General features: G+C 40.5%; 18 protein-coding genes. 12 read left to right on the forward strand and 6 right to left on the reverse strand.

The genetic code is table 11. From position 1 onward, the window contains the following. Positions 1 to 3: 3 nt before the first annotated feature. The 3 genes from MCT08_RS09070 to MCT08_RS09080 all read left to right on the forward strand — a co-directional run bounded on the left by MCT08_RS09070 (position 4) and on the right by MCT08_RS09080 (position 3,741). Complete coding sequence (locus MCT08_RS09070) at positions 4 to 1,530, forward strand: tripartite tricarboxylate transporter permease (RefSeq protein WP_274678280.1); 1,527 nt, start codon at positions 4 to 6, stop codon at positions 1,528 to 1,530. A gap of 210 nt (positions 1,531 to 1,740) precedes the next feature. Further along, positions 1,741 to 2,097: a diacylglycerol kinase gene (locus MCT08_RS09075; protein ID WP_171981066.1), complete on the forward strand. Its 357-nt coding sequence runs from the start codon at positions 1,741 to 1,743 to the stop codon at positions 2,095 to 2,097. 3 nt (positions 2,098 to 2,100) lie between these two features. Then, positions 2,101 to 3,741, forward strand: coding sequence for a phosphoethanolamine transferase (locus MCT08_RS09080; RefSeq protein WP_274678281.1), 1,641 nt, complete (start codon positions 2,101 to 2,103; stop codon positions 3,739 to 3,741). Between the two features lie 113 nt (positions 3,742 to 3,854). On the opposite strand, the gene MCT08_RS09085 is transcribed toward MCT08_RS09080, so the two are convergent. Then, positions 3,855 to 4,946 (reverse strand): alkene reductase, encoded by a 1,092-nt coding sequence (locus MCT08_RS09085; protein ID WP_274678282.1) that lies wholly within the window; start codon positions 4,944 to 4,946, stop codon positions 3,855 to 3,857. A 128-nt stretch (positions 4,947 to 5,074) separates the two neighbouring features. Between MCT08_RS09085 and MCT08_RS09090 the strand changes: the two genes are divergently transcribed. Next, positions 5,075 to 6,004: a LysR family transcriptional regulator gene (locus MCT08_RS09090; RefSeq protein WP_274678283.1), complete on the forward strand. Its 930-nt coding sequence runs from the start codon at positions 5,075 to 5,077 to the stop codon at positions 6,002 to 6,004. Positions 6,005 to 6,062: 58 nt separating this feature from the next. On the opposite strand, the gene mglC is transcribed toward MCT08_RS09090, so the two are convergent. From mglC to mglB, 3 genes are all read right to left on the reverse strand, one after another. Then, complete coding sequence (mglC, locus tag MCT08_RS09095; RefSeq protein ID WP_176246325.1) at positions 6,063 to 7,070, reverse strand: galactose/methyl galactoside ABC transporter permease MglC; 1,008 nt, start codon at positions 7,068 to 7,070, stop codon at positions 6,063 to 6,065. A 10-nt stretch (positions 7,071 to 7,080) separates the two neighbouring features. Continuing rightward, a complete protein-coding gene (gene mglA, locus MCT08_RS09100; protein ID WP_053309876.1) occupies positions 7,081 to 8,589 on the reverse strand; it encodes a galactose/methyl galactoside ABC transporter ATP-binding protein MglA in 1,509 nt (502 codons plus the stop codon). 246 nt (positions 8,590 to 8,835) lie between these two features. Then, the gene (gene mglB / locus MCT08_RS09105; RefSeq protein ID WP_053309877.1) at positions 8,836 to 9,810 is read right to left on the reverse strand and encodes a galactose/glucose ABC transporter substrate-binding protein MglB; all 975 of its coding nucleotides are present in this window, start codon (positions 9,808 to 9,810) and stop codon (positions 8,836 to 8,838) included. 568 nt (positions 9,811 to 10,378) lie between these two features. Between mglB and MCT08_RS09110 the strand changes: the two genes are divergently transcribed. Next, a complete protein-coding gene (locus MCT08_RS09110; protein WP_053309878.1) occupies positions 10,379 to 10,852 on the forward strand; it encodes a NifB/NifX family molybdenum-iron cluster-binding protein in 474 nt (157 codons plus the stop codon). Beyond that, on the forward strand, positions 10,849 to 11,052 hold the full coding sequence (nqrM, locus tag MCT08_RS09115; protein WP_053309879.1) for a (Na+)-NQR maturation NqrM: 204 nt from the start codon (positions 10,849 to 10,851) through the stop codon (positions 11,050 to 11,052). Before MCT08_RS09110 ends, nqrM begins: the two co-directional genes overlap by 4 nt. On the opposite strand, the gene MCT08_RS09120 is transcribed toward nqrM, so the two are convergent. Next, the gene (locus tag MCT08_RS09120) at positions 11,049 to 11,327 is read right to left on the reverse strand and encodes a DUF134 domain-containing protein (RefSeq protein WP_053309880.1); all 279 of its coding nucleotides are present in this window, start codon (positions 11,325 to 11,327) and stop codon (positions 11,049 to 11,051) included. The genes nqrM and MCT08_RS09120 overlap by 4 nt on opposite strands. Before the next feature lie 38 nt (positions 11,328 to 11,365). Between MCT08_RS09120 and MCT08_RS09125 the strand changes: the two genes are divergently transcribed. The 6 genes from MCT08_RS09125 to MCT08_RS09150 all read left to right on the forward strand — a co-directional run bounded on the left by MCT08_RS09125 (position 11,366) and on the right by MCT08_RS09150 (position 15,288). Then, a complete protein-coding gene (locus MCT08_RS09125; RefSeq protein WP_053309881.1) occupies positions 11,366 to 11,791 on the forward strand; it encodes a PaaI family thioesterase in 426 nt (141 codons plus the stop codon). Between the two features lie 97 nt (positions 11,792 to 11,888). Further along, positions 11,889 to 12,542 (forward strand): oxygen-insensitive NAD(P)H nitroreductase, encoded by a 654-nt coding sequence (gene nfsB, locus MCT08_RS09130; RefSeq protein WP_053309882.1) that lies wholly within the window; start codon positions 11,889 to 11,891, stop codon positions 12,540 to 12,542. Further along, the gene (locus MCT08_RS09135) at positions 12,542 to 12,838 is read left to right on the forward strand and encodes a putative quinol monooxygenase (protein WP_274678284.1); all 297 of its coding nucleotides are present in this window, start codon (positions 12,542 to 12,544) and stop codon (positions 12,836 to 12,838) included. Before nfsB ends, MCT08_RS09135 begins: the two co-directional genes overlap by 1 nt. Positions 12,839 to 12,973: 135 nt before the next feature. Then, entirely contained in the window at positions 12,974 to 13,912 is a 939-nt protein-coding gene (locus MCT08_RS09140; protein ID WP_261926781.1) for a LysR family transcriptional regulator, read from the forward strand. Between the two features lie 284 nt (positions 13,913 to 14,196). Next, positions 14,197 to 14,493, forward strand: a complete 297-nt coding sequence (locus MCT08_RS09145) for a PTS fructose transporter subunit IIB (RefSeq protein WP_053310437.1) — start codon at positions 14,197 to 14,199, stop codon at positions 14,491 to 14,493. Positions 14,494 to 14,499: 6 nt separating this feature from the next. Then, on the forward strand, positions 14,500 to 15,288 hold the full coding sequence (locus MCT08_RS09150; RefSeq protein ID WP_274678285.1) for a PTS sugar transporter subunit IIA: 789 nt from the start codon (positions 14,500 to 14,502) through the stop codon (positions 15,286 to 15,288). On the opposite strand, the gene MCT08_RS09155 is transcribed toward MCT08_RS09150, so the two are convergent. Beyond that, the gene (locus MCT08_RS09155) at positions 15,285 to 16,139 is read right to left on the reverse strand and encodes a helix-turn-helix transcriptional regulator (protein ID WP_053309887.1); all 855 of its coding nucleotides are present in this window, start codon (positions 16,137 to 16,139) and stop codon (positions 15,285 to 15,287) included. The two genes, MCT08_RS09150 and MCT08_RS09155, sit on opposite strands and share 4 nt — an antisense overlap. Between the last annotated feature and the right edge of the window lie 296 nt (positions 16,140 to 16,435).

Raw genomic sequence — 16,435 nt, forward strand, 5'->3', positions numbered from 1 at the left:
ATTATGTTAGATGGAATTTTACAAGGGCTTTCTACCGCCATGATGCCAATGAATATCTTCATGGTTATCATTGGTTGTTTTGTTGGTACTTTTATCGGTATGCTACCGGGACTGGGGCCGATTTCGGCTATCGCGCTGATGATCCCCATTACCTATGGGCTTGAACCCTCCTCAGGCCTAATTTTAATGGCTGGTGTTTACTATGGCGCTATTTTTGGTGGTTCCACCTCATCAATTTTAATCAATGCTCCGGGATGCTCATCCACTGTTGTTACCGCATTCGATGGCTACCCAATGGCGCAAAAAGGCCAAGCAGGTAAAGCGTTAGCCCTTGCAGCTTATGCTTCATTCACTGGCGGCACACTTTCAGCCATTATGTTATTGGTCGCAGCCCCTGCGCTGGCGAAAGTCTCACTAAGTTTCCAATCATCTGATTATTTTGCACTGATGCTATTAGGTTTATCGGCCGTTGCAGCTTTTGCAGGCAAAGGACAAGTCATTAAAGCTTGGATGATGACCATTCTTGGCTTAATGCTTTCAACGGTGGGTATCGATAAAGGGGTTGGCGTTGAGCGTTTTACTTTCGGCTTAACTGATTTAATGGATGGCTTTAGCTTCTTATTACTCGCGATGGCTACCTTTGCCTTAGGCGAAACGTTGATGGGCATTTTAAAACCAGATGGCGATACACGTTCAGAGGAACAAAATAAACTCAGTAATTTAGGTAGCATGAAAATCACCAAAGAAGAGTTTAAGGAAGCGGCTCCGGTTTCTATTCGTTCTTCTATCCTTGGTTTCTTTACGGGTGTCTTACCTGGTGCTGGTGCAACCATCGCCGCATTTTTGAGCTACGGCATGGAGCGTAACTTAGCGCCAAAAGATAAAAAAGAACAATTTGGCAAAGGTTCAATTCGAGGATTAGTCGCACCAGAGTCTGCCAATAACGCAGCATCCAGTGGCTCATTTGTACCGCTTTTAACTCTGGGCATTCCAGGCTCAGGAACGACGGCAATTATGCTAGGTGCACTTTTGTCATACGGCATTCAACCCGGCCCTCGCTTGTTTGTGGATCACCCCGATGTTTTTTGGTCTGTCATCATTTCAATGTACTTGGGTAATATCGTACTGATTATTTTAAATTTGCCGCTTATTCCCTACATATCAAGATTACTTGCCGTACCAAGAACAGTATTACTACCGATGATTTTGTTTTTCTCAATTACTGGTGTGTACTTGGTGTCCTTCAATACTATGGATGTCTTCATCATGCTGTTGGTCGCCATGGGAGCAATTGCATTGAGGCTGGCTAATTTCCCACTCGCACCTTTGTTACTCGGCTTTATTTTGGGAGGCTTAATGGAAGAAAACTTACGCCGCGCCTTGATGATCAGCGATGGTGAATTAAGTTTCTTGTGGGAACGTCCGATTACCCTTGCTTTTACAGTTCTTGCGGTATTGATTCTCAGTAGCCCATTTGTAGTGGCATTAGCAAATAAACTACGAGCACAACCGACTAAAGCGGCGGAATAGTCACCCATCGAATGATAACTCATCCAACCATAAAAAGGCCTAGCGAAATTGCTAGGCCTTTGCGTTATGATTACTACGACAGTAACAATGCTGCACAATTAATCTCACTACACTAAAAGGGTGATTTTTCCTCAACAAATTTTTCACACTTATGGTGCTAGTCTAATTTAATCTTATTTCCCACATAATTATTACTAGGTTGTTTGAACTATGAAACCAGGTCGTACAGGTATCAGTCGTCTTTTTTATGCCACCGGTTATTCAATGAAAGGTCTTCATGCTGCATGGCAGAATGAAGCAGCCTTTAGGCAAGAAGTGGTTGCTTCTCTTTTATTAATCGCGCTTACATTCTTTCTCCCTGTCACGAAAATAGAACAGCTATTAATGATTGGCAGCTTGGTATTGGTCGTGCTTGTTGAATTGATGAACTCCGCCATCGAAGCTGTGGTTGATCGAGTCGGTAGTGAATGGCATGAACTGAGTGGACGAGCAAAAGATATCGGCTCTGCCGCCGTTCTCGTTGCATTAATTTTCGCAGCATTCACATGGTGTTTTATTTTGGTGTAATCAATGCATAGATCATTCAAAGGAATTAACCTCTCTTACGTAGGCATTAGTTTTTGTCTTGCGTTATATTTTGTAGTCATTGTTAACCTTCCAGTTTATTCTGCGCTCAGTGATGTTTTGAGTAAATTAGACGGGGTAAAAATTGGTTTTGTTATTTCAATTCCAATCTTCTTTTTGGCCACCTTTAATTTCTTATTTAATCTATTTAGCTGGCCTTGGCTCACCAAACCCTTTTTCGCGCTTTTAATCCTATTGTCAGCTGCCGTCAGTTACGCTGGTTTTAATTATGGCACCCTGTTTGATTCGGACATGATAGCCAACATTGTAGAAACCGATAGCAGTGAAGCGGGCTCTTATTTTAGTCTGTACTCTTTGGTGTGGATGATCGGCATGGGAATAATTCCAGCCCTACTACTAATCATCACTCCGATTCAAAAAAACAAGTCATTCTTCAATCTGATTTTGCGAAAGTTGACCTCCATGGCCATTTCTTTGGTAGTGATTGGCACTGTCGCAATGATGTACTATCAAGACTATGCCTCGGTTGGCCGTAACAACTCTTATTTAAGGCAGCTTATTATCCCAACACAGCTTGTATATAGCATTGGGAAATATGTACATCGTACGTATTTAGCGACACCGATTATTTATCGAGAAATAGGGTTAGATGCCAAACAAACGCCACAAGCTCTATCTGCTGCGACAGATAAACCGACCTTAGTGGTATTTGTACTTGGCGAAACGGCTCGTTCACAAAACTATCAGCTCAATGGCTATAGTCGACCAACCAATAGCTACACCAAAGCACTAAATGTTATTTCATTTCAAGATGTCAGCTCTTGTGGTACAGCAACAGCGGTATCTGTCCCTTGTATGTTCTCGTCTTTTACTCGTGATAATTACAGTCGCCAAGCCGCGGATAACCAAGATAACTTTTTGGATATATTGAAGCGTGCACAGGTTGGTTTATTCTGGATTGAAAATGATGGTGGTGACAAGAATGTAGCCAAAAACATCGACAAAATCGAAATTGATCGCAGCCGCGTTGATGAACTGTGTAATGGACAGACCTGCTATGACATGGCTATGCTAGAAAATTTCGAGAAGAATATCGACAAAATGCAGGGTAACCGTATGTTGCTCATGCATTTAATTGGCAGCCATGGCCCAACGTATTTTCAACGTTATCCGCAAGACAAAAAGGTATTTCAACCTGATTGCCCGCGAGCGGATATAGAGAACTGCACTGTTGTTCAAATAATCAATACATATGACAACACCATCTTGTATACCGATTACGTTATTGCTCAAACCATCGAAAAACTCAAAACATTAGAAGATAAATACAATACTGCATTGATTTACATTTCTGATCACGGTGAGTCACTCGGTGAAAACGGTTTGTTCTTGCATGGTATGCCTTATGGCTTGGCACCAGAATATCAAACGCAAGTTCCAATGATATTTTGGACATCCCCTGGTTTTGAGCGAGAAAAATCACTCAATACAACCTGCTTACGGAATAATGCTCAACAAAAAACCTATTCACAAGATAATCTGTTCCATTCAATGCTTGGCATCATGGATATCACCACCGAAGTTTATAATCCACATATGGATCTGTTCGCAAACTGTCGCAGCTAACCCAAGTCAGCATTCAATTGAGACTATAGATGTAAGAGAGGCTCCAAATGGAGCCTCTGCGTTAAATGATTAGGTTCATTAGCGTTCAAAAGATAGAAAAAGGCCAACACGACCTAGCTGCGACTTGGATAATCTGTATACCCTTTAGCATCTCCGCCGAATAGTGTCGTTGGATCAAGCTCAGCTAACGGAACTCCCTCTTTTAGTCGCTCAACTAAATCTGGGTTTGCAATAAATGGGCGCCCAAAAGCGACCAAATCTGCATAGCCAACATCAAGTATTTCGTTAGCTCTTTTCACATCATATCGTCCAGCAACAATAATAGTGTTGCTAAAAACTTCACGTAAATGGCGGCGAAAATTTTCGGGGATCTTCGGTGCATCATCCCAATCTGCCTCTGAAAGGTGCAGGTAAGCGATATTCAAGGCCTGCAATTGTTCAGCTGCTTGCAAAATGGTTGGTACAATGTCAGGGCAATCCATATCTTTAAATGTAATGTAAGGTGCGAGTCTTACGCCAACTTTATCCGCACCGATAGCATCAATAACCGATATCACCACCTCTATTAAAAAACGTAAACGATCCTCTCGACTGCCACCATATTGGTCATTTCGTTTATTGGAATTAGTTCGCAAAAACTGATCTATCAGATATCCATTTCCACCATGAATTTCTATACCATCGAATCCCGCATCAATGGCATTTGTAGCAGCGTGAGTGAAATCAGCGATGACACGCTGGATATCTTGGTGGGTCATTTCCCTAGGTTCAATGCAATCAATCATTAGCCCTGCTTCATCTTGATTGGCTATCCACACTTTCGTATCTACAGGTGCGATAGAAGATGGTGCCATCGGTTTTTCTCCATTTTGAAAAACTGGATGAGATACTCGCCCTACATGCCACAGCTGATTAAAAATTTTAGCGCCTTTTTTTTGGCTAGCTGTGGCTACCATTTTCCAACCAACAACTTGCTCTGGCGTATAAATACCAGGAGTAAATGAGTAACCTTGGCTATCGTCGGAAATTTGCGTCGCTTCAGTGATGATAAGGCCTGCACTTGCGCGTTGTGCGTAATATTCCGCCATCATCTCATTCGGTACATTACCCGGCTGGCTACTTCTTGCTCTTGTCATAGGCGCCATAACAATACGGTTTTGAACATCAAATGCATTCAAAGATGCGGAAGAAAATAGTTTGCTCATTAATTAGTCTCTATGTCATTAAACTCAGTGTAATAAGGTTAAAACAAAAGAAATGATTAATAATCTAGTAAATTTTAAAAATAGTATTTAGATTTAATAAACAATAAGCATAAAGGGGAGCAGAAAAGATGAATAAATTGGCTAATATGGAATTGTTTGTCGCCATTGTAGAGCAACAAGGGTTAGCTGCAGCAGCCAAATCCTTAAACATCTCAGCTGCATCTGTCACCATAAAACTCAAAGAATTAGAACAGTACTACGGTGTAAAACTGCTTCAAAGAACGACGCGTAAAATTGCGCTCACCGAAGCTGGAGAACATTTTTACCAGCTTAGCCAGCAAACGCTAGCCAATATTGCTGAGTTAGAATCATCACTATTAACAGAGAAAACACAGTTTGAAGGTAGTATTAGGATCTCTGCACCTAAAGATCTGGGTCGCCAGCATCTATTACCAATAGTAGACAAATTTTTGCTCAAGCATCCTAAGGTTATTCCACATATTACTTTTAGCGATACGATTTTAGGTCTCTATGAATCAAAACTCGATTTAGTACTTCGTTATGGATCACTGAAAGATAGTCAATTAATTTCAAGAAAATTAATCCAAAACCGACGTGTATTATGTGCATCACCTAATTATTTAAAGCAACATGGTATTCCACAGGTTCCGGATGATCTTAAGCATCACCGTTGTTTAGGCATGGTCCGTGGTAACGAATCACTGACTCGCTGGTCATTCTATGACAATAATATACAGCAAGATGTACTTATAAAACCGGCACGACTTTCTAATGATGGTGGCATCATCCGCCAATGGGCGACTGAAGGTGCGGGAATCGCCCTCAAATCCCAACTAGATATCCAAGCTGACTTAGCATCAGGAAGACTTGTTACCGTATTAGATAATTACCATCAAAGCTTTCATGCAGCGGATCTCGCTTCTGGGTCTGATTTACATTTGATTTACCCAAATAGAGAACATCAACCTTCTCGAATAAAAGCGTTGATTGAAGAAATATTGATTTATTTTGAAACACTCGGTATATCAAAAGATTAAAAGAGAGTTTACATAAGATAGAAAAGAGCGCCACTAACCGTGACGCTCAGGTAGGTAATTATTTTTTATTTGCGTATTTCATTGAATCCAAGGCAACAGCAAAGATGATAATGCCACCTTTAATAATGTACTGCCAGTAAGGGCTTACGCCGATATACGTCATACCATAGTTAATAACAGTAAAAATAAGTACCCCAGTCACAACGCCTGCAATACTACCAACACCACCAGCAAACGAAACACCGCCTACCACACATGCTGCAATCGCATCAAGCTCGTACAAGAAGCCCAAGTTATTCGTGGCACTGCCAATACGGCCCGCTTCTAACATACCACCAAAAGCATAGAATACACCGGACAACGCATACACTTTAAGCAGTGTCATTGGTACGTTAACACCAGAGACTTTCGCCGCTTCTGGGTTACCGCCGACAGCAAAAATGTTTTTGCCGAAAACTGTTTTGTTCCACAAAATCCACATAAAGATAATCGCGATAATGGCGTAAAAGGTTATGTAAGAGAACCTAAAGTCACCAAACCGGATGAACCCTTGGGTAAATGCAGAGAAACGCTCATCAAAACCAGCAATCGGTGAAGCACCTACCGAGTCGTAGTACAGTGAGTTCACACCATATACGATGATCATCGTACCCAAAGTCGCGATAAATGGAGTCACTTTTAAATAAGCAACAATAATACCATTGACCAAACCAAGGATTGCACCAATAGCACACACACAAAGTATCACCGCAATAATTGGCACTTCACCAATAGTTGGAAATACTTTATTCACGTTATCAATCGACTGTAAAAGTGTGGCTGAAATAACCGCAGCTAAACCAACTTGGCGACCCGCTGAAAGGTCAGTACCCTGTGTAACAATTAAACCAGCCACTCCAAGTGCAATAATAACACGCACAGAAGATTGCGTTAAAATATTACTAAAGTTGCGCAGGCTTAAAAATGAAGGTTCCTGAATAATAATAATAGCAAGAAGAATAAATAGAACCGCATAGATCGCACCTTCCTTAAGGTGCTTCATTGCAAATGTTTTAACCGAATCCATAATAATTTCCCTAGAGGTAACGAGAGGCCAGCTCTAATATTTCATTCTGTGAAGTGTCTTTAGTATTAACGATCCCAGCGGCACGGCCATTACTCATAACCAAAATTCGGTCAGTAATACCTAACAGCTCTGGCATTTCAGAAGAAATAATAACAATACCTTTATTCTTCTTCGCTAATTCCAATATCAACTGGTATATTTCAAATTTAGCACCCACATCAATACCACGAGTAGGTTCATCTAACATTAATATTTCAGGTTGGGTTAATAACCAACGACCAATAATTACTTTCTGTTGGTTACCACCAGACAAGGAACCAATCGATGTTTCATGCGATGGTGTTTTTACACTCATGGAGTCAATCACCCATTGAGTATCGCTTTTCATCTTTTTGTTGCTCAACAATCCCAATTTGGTTTTGTATTCATCAACGTTAGCGACTAAGGAATTAAAAGTGATATCTAGATTGCCGTATATTCCCGTTGATCGACGCTCTTCAGTCACTAAAGCAAAACCGTTATTAATAGCTTCATGAGCATCTCGGTTTTTCATTTCACGACCGTGTAAAACAATATGCCCACCACTGCGCTCACGTACCCCAAAAATCGTTTCGACTATATCAGTCCGCCTTGAACCAACAAGCCCAGCGACACCGAGAATTTCACCTTCTCTTAGTTCAAATGAAACATCTTGAATCGAAGGTTGGTTCAGCGCTGTTAAGTTTTTAACCTCTAAAATCACTTCTTTGGGGACGTTTGTTTTTACAGGGAAGCGTTGAGTAAGTTCTCGACCAACCATCATCGATATGATTTTGTCCATATCTAGACCTTGCAGTGGTCGAGTGTCTACCCATTGCCCATCACGTAGGATCGTAATCTCATCACAAATGGCGAAAATCTCTTCCATTTTGTGTGAGATATAAACCACGCCACAGCCTTTCTCTTTTAACTTCTTAATAATAGTAAAGAGATGTGATACCTCTTTCTCAGTCAAAGATGAAGTTGGCTCATCCATGATCACGATACGAGCGTTATAAGAAAATGCTTTGGCAATTTCGACCATCTGCATTTGAGAAACTGACAATTTCGCCACTTTAATTTTTGGGTCAATATCAATATCTAATTCATCAAAGATTTCTTTGGTATCACGATACATTTTATCGTGATCAACAAATAACCCTTTTTTTGGATAGCGACCCAACCAAATATTGTCCATAACCGAGCACTGTAATACTTGGTTTAATTCTTGGTGTACCATGGAAACCCCAGCTTCCAAAGCTTGTTTAGACGATTGGAAATTAACATGCTCGCCTAGAAATATAATATCACCTTCATTCTTTTCGTAAATTCCAAATAGGCATTTTAATAGTGTCGACTTCCCTGCTCCATTTTCTCCCATTAATGCATGAATAGAGTGTGGTCGAACTTTTAAATTTACTTTATCTAATGCCTTAACCCCAGGAAACTCTTTACTCACTCCTGTCATCTCTAACAGAAATTCATGTTCTTGATTTACCATGGCATCACTTATTTCATTTTAGGTTGTTATTATCAATTACGCTTATTTTACTATAACCAAACAAATTAAACTTTCGATTAAGCAGAGCATAGAATTATTCCCATTAACATAGAAAAACTATGTAATCATGAGCAATGAACGCCACTAACATCTCTGCAGTTTAAAATATGAATGGTCTCTCGATAATTGATTGAATAAACACGCTGCATTGGGATAAAGGGGGAATAACTCCCCCTTTAAATTAGATTACTCAAGCGTAGATCTATCAACACCTACGTAAGGAACGCGGACAATCTTATCCTTCATTTCCCACTGAGTGCCTTCTGTTACAGGTTTACCGTTCGCTAGGTTACGCGCTAATTCAAATGTCGCTTTCGCTTGTGAATCAGCATCGTTTAATACTGTACCAGCCATATCGCCAGATTTAACCAATGCAAGTGCTTCTGCCAAGGCATCTACACCAAATACTGGAACTGTTGCACCTGCGCCACGTAATGCTTCGATTGCACCCATTGCCATACCATCATTGTTGGCAATAACAACTTCAATTTTGCTACCGTTAGGGCCTGACAACCATGCATCCATTTTGTCTTTTGCCATTGCGGTATCCCACATACCAGTATCCATGTGAAGTTCTTCAGTTTTGATGCCGTTTTCATTGATCATTTTCACTGAGTAAGATGTACGAGCTTCTGCATCTGGATGGCCTGGTTCGCCTTTCAACATGACATATTGAAGAACACCATCGCCATTTTTATCCCATGATGGATTTGCTTTCCAATGTTGAGCAATTAAGTCACCTTGAATGATGCCAGACTCTTTAGAATCCGTACCCACATAATACGCTTTATCGTAGGAAGCCAACGCTTTCGCACTTGGTTCTTTGTTGTAGAAAACGATTGGAACATCGTCCATTTTCGCTTTGCTAATGATACTCGGTGCTGCCGCAGGGTCTACAAGGTTGATAGCAAGGGCTTTAACACCGCGTGCGAGCATTACATCTACTTGGTCATTTTGCATGGATTGGCTGTTTTGAGAATCATTCATCAAAACTTTGGTATCACTGTCACCGTCTGCTTGTTTCTCAATGGCTTGACGCACAACCGACATGAAGTTGTCATCATATTTATAAACAGTAACACCGATTGTTGTATCAGCCATTACTTGAGAACCAAAACTCATACCGGCAGCAAGCATTGCTAAAGTAGTTAACTTTCTCATTGAACAAGTCCTATTTGTTAGTGTTGTTATTACGTTATATGTAGGGGGAAAACGCTATCTAACTGACAAAAAAGGCATCAGTGAAAACGTTTACCTTTCGAAGTATAGTAATAATAAGAACAATTAATGTGAACTGGTTAAAATTTTGATGGCGAACGTGTCAAATTGTAAGTTTTTATGTAAATAATTTGATGAGACCTGCAAAATTAAGTAAGGCTACGTAACGCAATGTAACAGCGAGATCATCTTCTCGTTTTCTTGGCCAAATGAACAAACAATTACGTTCAAACTCTCAAATAACCAAATGTTAACGTTTACACTTGATATTATGTATATGCAATCAAGATTCATGGGTTTGTAGCTGACAAAGTGTAGATTAAAATTGTTACATACGTGAAACAATTGAGGAAAACTTGACAAGTAATACTCGGTCTATTTGCTATATCCAAATAATTTTACGCGCTGTTTTCATCCATGAATTCTAATTTTTCACCTCATTGTTATTGGCATATGCCAAAAATAGAGAGTATATTGACTTGAAAACGAAATGCGAATTTTAGGAGTTCTTATGATTTACGCGATCCCTTGCCAGCAAAACGCCCTCTTCAATCACTTTGCTAAAGCACCACAATTGATGATTGTAGATAATGTGAAATCAACTAGTACGTTAATTGATGTACCGCTTTCAAAGGAAAACTGTGGCAAGAAAAAAACATTATTTAATATTCTAAACCATCATCACGTCGATGCCGTCATTGTCCGTAGTATTGGACAAAATATGTTGTCAGCACTCTTCAATAAAAACATTGCTGTATATAAAGCTCCGAGAGGGAGCGTTCTATCTTCACTTAACCCAAATCAGCTGCAACCAGTGACTGATCTTGCTTTTGGCAAACCGTCACCGAATAAAGCAAAAAAAACATGTGCTAGTAAAAAAGAGTGCCATACCAAGAATAGCCTCAATAATAAGCTTTCTCCTCGGACCATGGTTGCATTAAAAAAAGTACTTAAATTGAATGTGATTAGCAGGGAAACAGTATGACTTACCTGTTAGCATTTGTGCTTTTTGTTGGCTTGATTGTATTGATGGCACTGGGCGTTTTATTTCGCAGAAAATCTTTACAAGGTAGCTGTGGTGGACTGGCTAATATTGATATTGAGCGAGAATGCAATTGTGTTGATGTATGCGATGAGCACCAAAAAGTACTCTATCAAATTGAAGAACCTACATCACATGGCTAGTATTGAACAAGCATCAGTGCGCATCCCTCCACTAGGCAAGTAGCGACTTTGCTTCGGGCACGATTAACAATATTACCAAACGTTTGTCTTGATACGCCCATTTGAGTCGCTGCATCTAATTGACTTAGCCCTTCTTTGTCTGCCAGCCGTAGTGCTTCTAACTCTTCCGGCAGCAAATCGACCTGAGCTAACTCTGTAAGCTTAACGCCATTGGGTTTGAAACAAGCATATGCAGCCTGCCCACAAATATTACGTGCTTTTTTCGGTCTAGCCATTATCTGTTCCTACTCCTCATTCATAGATTGGAAACATTATGTTGATTCAGCATCCACCACACCATTGTCACTGCGCAGTTTGTTGCGAACCTTTTTTTTCAAATCACCAACCTATTGAATTTCAGTCGTTAACTGATGATCGTGTGACCGCACAGATTGTAGCAACTGAAAAGATGCAAGGCTATCGCGGCGTAATGCAAGGAGGGTTGATCAGCACCCTGCATGATTCGGCAATGACTCATTGTTTATTTGCTAAAGATATCCACGCCATGACAGCAGAATTAACCGTAAGATATCTTTCTCCAGTGCCCCTTTACCAATCTCTCACGGTTGAAGCAACGCTCATTAAACAAAAACGAACGATTTACTATCTTGATAGTTCGATATTTTGTGGTGAACAATGCCTTTCAACCGCTACTGCCAAGTTCATGTGCCAAGGGAATAACGAGTATTTTAAAAAATAATTTGAAAGTGATGATGAACAGGAGCACTGTTTCATGCTCACAGGGTAGCTTATTGTATATCAACAATAAGCTACCTATTTAGAAACAAGGATATATGATGAACATAACCGCTCATGCGAAAACTCGTTATTCAACCAAAGCCTTTGACTCAACAAAACGTATTTCTGACCAGCACATTGCTGAAATTAAAGAGCTGATCCGTTTTAGCCCTTCGAGTACCAACGCTCAACCTTGGCATTTCATTCTCGCAAGCAGTGATGAAGCCAAGCAAAAAGTGGCACAAGCGACACAAGGCTTCTACTCATTTAACGAAGGGAAAATCCTTAACGCCTCTCACGTTTTAGTCTTCTGCGCGAAAACCAGTATTGATGAAAATTACTTACTTGATCTACTTGAAGTTGAAGACCAAGATGGGCGATTTTCCAATGATGAGGCAAAGCAAGGTCAACACAGAGGTCGTTCTTACTTTGTCAACATGCACAGATTTGACTTAAAAGATGCTCAACATTGGATGGAAAAACAAGTTTATTTGAACGTTGGTACAGTACTACTAGGTGTCTCGACATTAGGCATTGATGCAGTACCAATTGAAGGCTTCGATGCCAAAGTGCTTGACGAAGCGTTCGCTTTAAGAGAACAAGGCTTGTCTAGTGTTGTGATTGTTCCTTTAGGTTACCGCAGTGAAGAAGACTTCAATGCCAAGCTGCCTAAATCTCGCTGGCCTGAAACAACAATTATCACGGAGTGCTAATGGCAAGTGTGAATCTAATCGCGGAAATCAAAGCTAGTCAGGGTAATGAAAAAAGAATTGAAATACTGCTTACCGAATTATTGGAGCCTTCTCGTGCAGAAACAGGTTGCTGTCAATATGAGCTTTACCGAGATCAATCCATTGACGGCTTGTTTGTAATGCGAGAAATTTGGTGTTCTGAAGCATCATTACTTCAGCATCAACAAAGCAAACATTTTCAGCATTTTCTTGCTATCGTCAATGAAGAAGCGCTGATCGAGTATATACAGCCACGCCCATTGATATTCATTGCTTAGATAGCTAAATATTTCTAATAAGCTCAATGAGTTGTCGCCTGATAAACTACAACTCATTGCTCTTCAATTATCAGACTTTGCAAACCACTCTCTTTATGTTGTTATGGCTATCACACCAACTAGAAAGTCCTACCAATGAAAGCCTTAAACGATCTAAATATTTTTGTTGAAACGGCAAGACAAGGCGGCTTTTCACAAGCTGCTCATGGCCTTAATTTAACGCCTGCGGCTGTAAGCGCTGCAATTAAACGACTCGAATCACAGCTTGGTTTCGCTCTGTTTGTGCGATCAACACGAAGTTTGCGACTCACCACCGAAGGCGACATTTTCCTTACTCAAACCACCAGCGCATTACAGATTTTACAAGATGGCTTAGATATGATTTCGGAAGCAAAAGGTGAACTTTCTGGCACCATTTCCCTTTCAGCACCTTCCGACCTCGGACGCAATCAACTGTTGGATTGGTTGGATGAATTCATGACCATGCACCCGAAAGTTTCTATCCGCTTAGAGCTCTCTGACAGTATTACCAATATGTATAGTAAACCAATTGATGTTGCTATTCGCTATGGTATTCCACCCGATTCAAACCTTGTAGCGCTACCACTGTGCAAAGAAAATATTCGTGTCGCTTGTGCATCACCCACTTACATAAAAAATAGCCCCCAAATTGTGCAACCCACTGATTTACTCTCGCATCACTGTTTATGTTTTATGCTTTCTGGCAGTTATCATAATAAATGGGTATTTTGGAAAAACGGTCAAGTTGAGACAGTTTCAGTATCAGGGCAATTAGCCGCGAATGATGGTGACGCCGTAAGGCAATGGGCTATAAAAGGGAAAGGAGTCGCTTACAAATCGCTGCTCGACATTAGCCAAGATCTTATAGATGGGTCGTTAATCTCGCTCCTCCCCGATTGGCAAAGTGAAGTAACGCCTGTTTATTTGGTTTGTGCCGATAAACGCTTAATGAGTCCGACAACGCGTGCACTTCACCAATTTCTTCAACAAAAATGTGAACAACTATTACGCCATACTATTCACTTTATTAATGGAAATGCTGGCGGACAATAACGATTCATGACACATGAATGACATATCCATACAAAGTGTCGATATTTTTTTTCATTCTCATTTTGTACAGTGTCCATGGCGCCACTGTCGCCTATCACTTCTAATGGCTAAACAAGGTTTCCGTTACTCTCTGTGACCTTGTAGTTAGCTTCAAGAAAGTAATCCCGCTAAATGTAGGATTACTGTTATTTGATGCAGATAACAGCTTTAACTCTGAACTTAGGTTGAGCCTAGCTTCTAACCTCCTTATACTCACTTATTATTTCCCTACTCATTTTAATGTTATGAAAATTATAGCGGTTACCGCTTGTCCAACAGGTATTGCTCATACCTATATGGCGGCTGATGCCTTGAAAAAAGAAGCAGCAAAACGTCACTTATCTATCAAAGTAGAAACACAGGGGGCGATGGGCGTAGAGAACCCACTCACCGTTTCAGATATTGTCAGTGCTGATCTTATTTTAATTGCCTCTGACATTGAAATAGAGCGACGTGAGCGTTTTGCTGGCTGTAAAACCATTCAAGTTTCGATTGAAGAAGTTCTAACAAATGTTCAGTCTGTGCTTGACCGTTATCTGTAAGTATCCATGATCACCACCCGAATCAATTTTGTCTTAAAACCTAACGGGTTAGTCGGTTGGCAGCTCAATGAGCTGAAGACGTTAAGCCATCATTTCCGCTCAGTGGTGGTGGTATTCAACCTCACCAGAGATAAAAAAGCACTACTTACACATACGCTGCAAGTCTTAAGTATGGGGTCAAATCCTGGTGACTTATGCCAGATCGCGATAGAAGGGTTGGATGCTGAGTTAGCATGTATGGTAATCACTGAATATTTACGTGATCACTCACTATTAATCTCTACATCCCATAAACAAAACCGTCACGCCGAACATATTTTCAATACACATTCTGCTTTTAAACTGCCTTTTTCGTTAAAGTGGCATTATTCAAATTCACTTTCTTGCCCTACAAAGCAAACCGCTCTTTATGAGATTTCACAACAACTCGTGCCCCACAATCCGATTGACATTCTGCAAGCACTTGAACAACGAGAAACCGTCTCATCAACACTCATTGGCTCTGGTATCGCCCTACCTCATATTATGCATCCTAGCATTACACACCCAATATTAGCGGTTCACGTCGTAGATAATGAATTGAATTGGTCAGCTACATTAAGCCCGGTCTCCATGATCATTACCCTGCTTTTACCTTCCGCTTGTGACAAGACGGTCTTAAAACCAATCACAAAATTAACTCGCTGGTTATTAGATCAGGATCACCGACAATTGTTGATAGATGCACAACGCGAGGAAACCATAAAAGCTATTTTGCTGCACGTAATGGTGAAAGAAGAAAGCTTCGCTAACTAAGTATTATTGACCGTTGCACGGTATTCCGACGGTGTCATTCCTGTTTTGTTTTTAAAGACACGAAAGAAATAATTGACATCGAGAAACCCACAGCGCGTTGCTACTTCGTTCAGGCGAAATGCGTATTTCTTTAACATGAATTTCGCCCGTTCAATTCGTACCCAAGCGATATAATCAGCCAATGTCATATGACCCTGCTGGCGAAACATACGTGAAAGATGGTTTGCAGAAATATTAAAGCGATGGGCGATGCTATCGCGCGTAATGCTGCGATGAAAGTTTTCTTGTATATAGATACAAATACCTTGGTACAAGTCTTCACTACGTTTTTTCGGCGAAGCATCTGGCTGGTCAAGCATGGTGGCACTGTAGCTTAGTAATGCCAGCAGTAAATGTTCATCCATTGGGCTTTTTGTCGGCTCTTGAGCTAACGCATTTAAGCCTGCTAAAATATGGTCAATCGCATGACCGGTTCGGGTTGGTATACTGTGTTTTTGCACGTCATAAAATCCACTATCCCCTTTATGTTTACTCACTAGGCTAAAGCCCATTTGGCGACGACCAAACAATAAACTCAATACCGAGCAGTCCTCTTCCCAATCCGGTTTATTCCAGCAATTTGGCGGAATATAAAGCGCGTCCCCTGCTAAAATATTCACCTTGGCGATATTGTGCTCTGCCTCTTCAATTTCATTACTGTATACCCCACTGACCACTAATTCTAAACGAGGGAAATTGACTTGGTAGCTAAACGCAGGCGGCGTAATGTTATCGCTAGCAAACCAAATTCGGTTAAAGCTCTCGCGCTCAGACAATAGGACTTCAATGACATTCTTAAAAACGGGGATCACATAACAAACCTTACAACACGCATTAGAGATGCAACTATAATCCAATAATCAATACGGTACCAAACATAAGCTTGGTTTGACCAACTATAAAAAACACAAGAAAATTAGTATATTCACCTGATTTTAAAGGTATTTTATGAAAGCCATTAAGATGACAATCAAAAAACAGAAACAGGACACTGATCACGTTTAGTAACTAAGGGTACAATAATCCAGTAAATGCATTTTTCGTACACTACCGAATCATACGTTATCCGTTCACAATATCGTCAACAAAGCGTCATTTACAATAACGA

This window comes from Vibrio aestuarianus (assembly GCF_028858425.1).
GTDB lineage: Bacteria > Pseudomonadota > Gammaproteobacteria > Enterobacterales > Vibrionaceae > Vibrio > Vibrio aestuarianus.

Excerpts from the sequence above, each read along its gene's own strand:
- MCT08_RS09125 (WP_053309881.1), top strand. The coding sequence starts at position 11,366 with ATGTTGATTCAGCATCCACCACACCATTGTCACTGCGCAGTTTGTTGC.
- mglB (WP_053309877.1), bottom strand. The coding sequence starts at position 9,810 with ATGAGAAAGTTAACTACTTTAGCAATGCTTGCTGCCGGTATGAGTTTT.
- mglC (WP_176246325.1), bottom strand. The coding sequence starts at position 7,070 with ATGGATTCGGTTAAAACATTTGCAATGAAGCACCTTAAGGAAGGTGCG.
- MCT08_RS09090 (WP_274678283.1), top strand. The coding sequence starts at position 5,075 with ATGAATAAATTGGCTAATATGGAATTGTTTGTCGCCATTGTAGAGCAA.
- nqrM (WP_053309879.1), top strand. The coding sequence starts at position 10,849 with ATGACTTACCTGTTAGCATTTGTGCTTTTTGTTGGCTTGATTGTATTG.
- MCT08_RS09070 (WP_274678280.1), top strand. The coding sequence starts at position 4 with ATGTTAGATGGAATTTTACAAGGGCTTTCTACCGCCATGATGCCAATG.
- MCT08_RS09075 (WP_171981066.1), top strand. The coding sequence starts at position 1,741 with ATGAAACCAGGTCGTACAGGTATCAGTCGTCTTTTTTATGCCACCGGT.
- MCT08_RS09120 (WP_053309880.1), bottom strand. The coding sequence starts at position 11,327 with ATGGCTAGACCGAAAAAAGCACGTAATATTTGTGGGCAGGCTGCATAT.
- mglA (WP_053309876.1), bottom strand. The coding sequence starts at position 8,589 with ATGGTAAATCAAGAACATGAATTTCTGTTAGAGATGACAGGAGTGAGT.
- MCT08_RS09135 (WP_274678284.1), top strand. The coding sequence starts at position 12,542 with ATGGCAAGTGTGAATCTAATCGCGGAAATCAAAGCTAGTCAGGGTAAT.
- MCT08_RS09150 (WP_274678285.1), top strand. The coding sequence starts at position 14,500 with ATGATCACCACCCGAATCAATTTTGTCTTAAAACCTAACGGGTTAGTC.
- MCT08_RS09085 (WP_274678282.1), bottom strand. The coding sequence starts at position 4,946 with ATGAGCAAACTATTTTCTTCCGCATCTTTGAATGCATTTGATGTTCAA.
- MCT08_RS09145 (WP_053310437.1), top strand. The coding sequence starts at position 14,197 with ATGAAAATTATAGCGGTTACCGCTTGTCCAACAGGTATTGCTCATACC.
- MCT08_RS09140 (WP_261926781.1), top strand. The coding sequence starts at position 12,974 with ATGAAAGCCTTAAACGATCTAAATATTTTTGTTGAAACGGCAAGACAA.
- MCT08_RS09110 (WP_053309878.1), top strand. The coding sequence starts at position 10,379 with ATGATTTACGCGATCCCTTGCCAGCAAAACGCCCTCTTCAATCACTTT.
- nfsB (WP_053309882.1), top strand. The coding sequence starts at position 11,889 with ATGAACATAACCGCTCATGCGAAAACTCGTTATTCAACCAAAGCCTTT.
- MCT08_RS09080 (WP_274678281.1), top strand. The coding sequence starts at position 2,101 with ATGCATAGATCATTCAAAGGAATTAACCTCTCTTACGTAGGCATTAGT.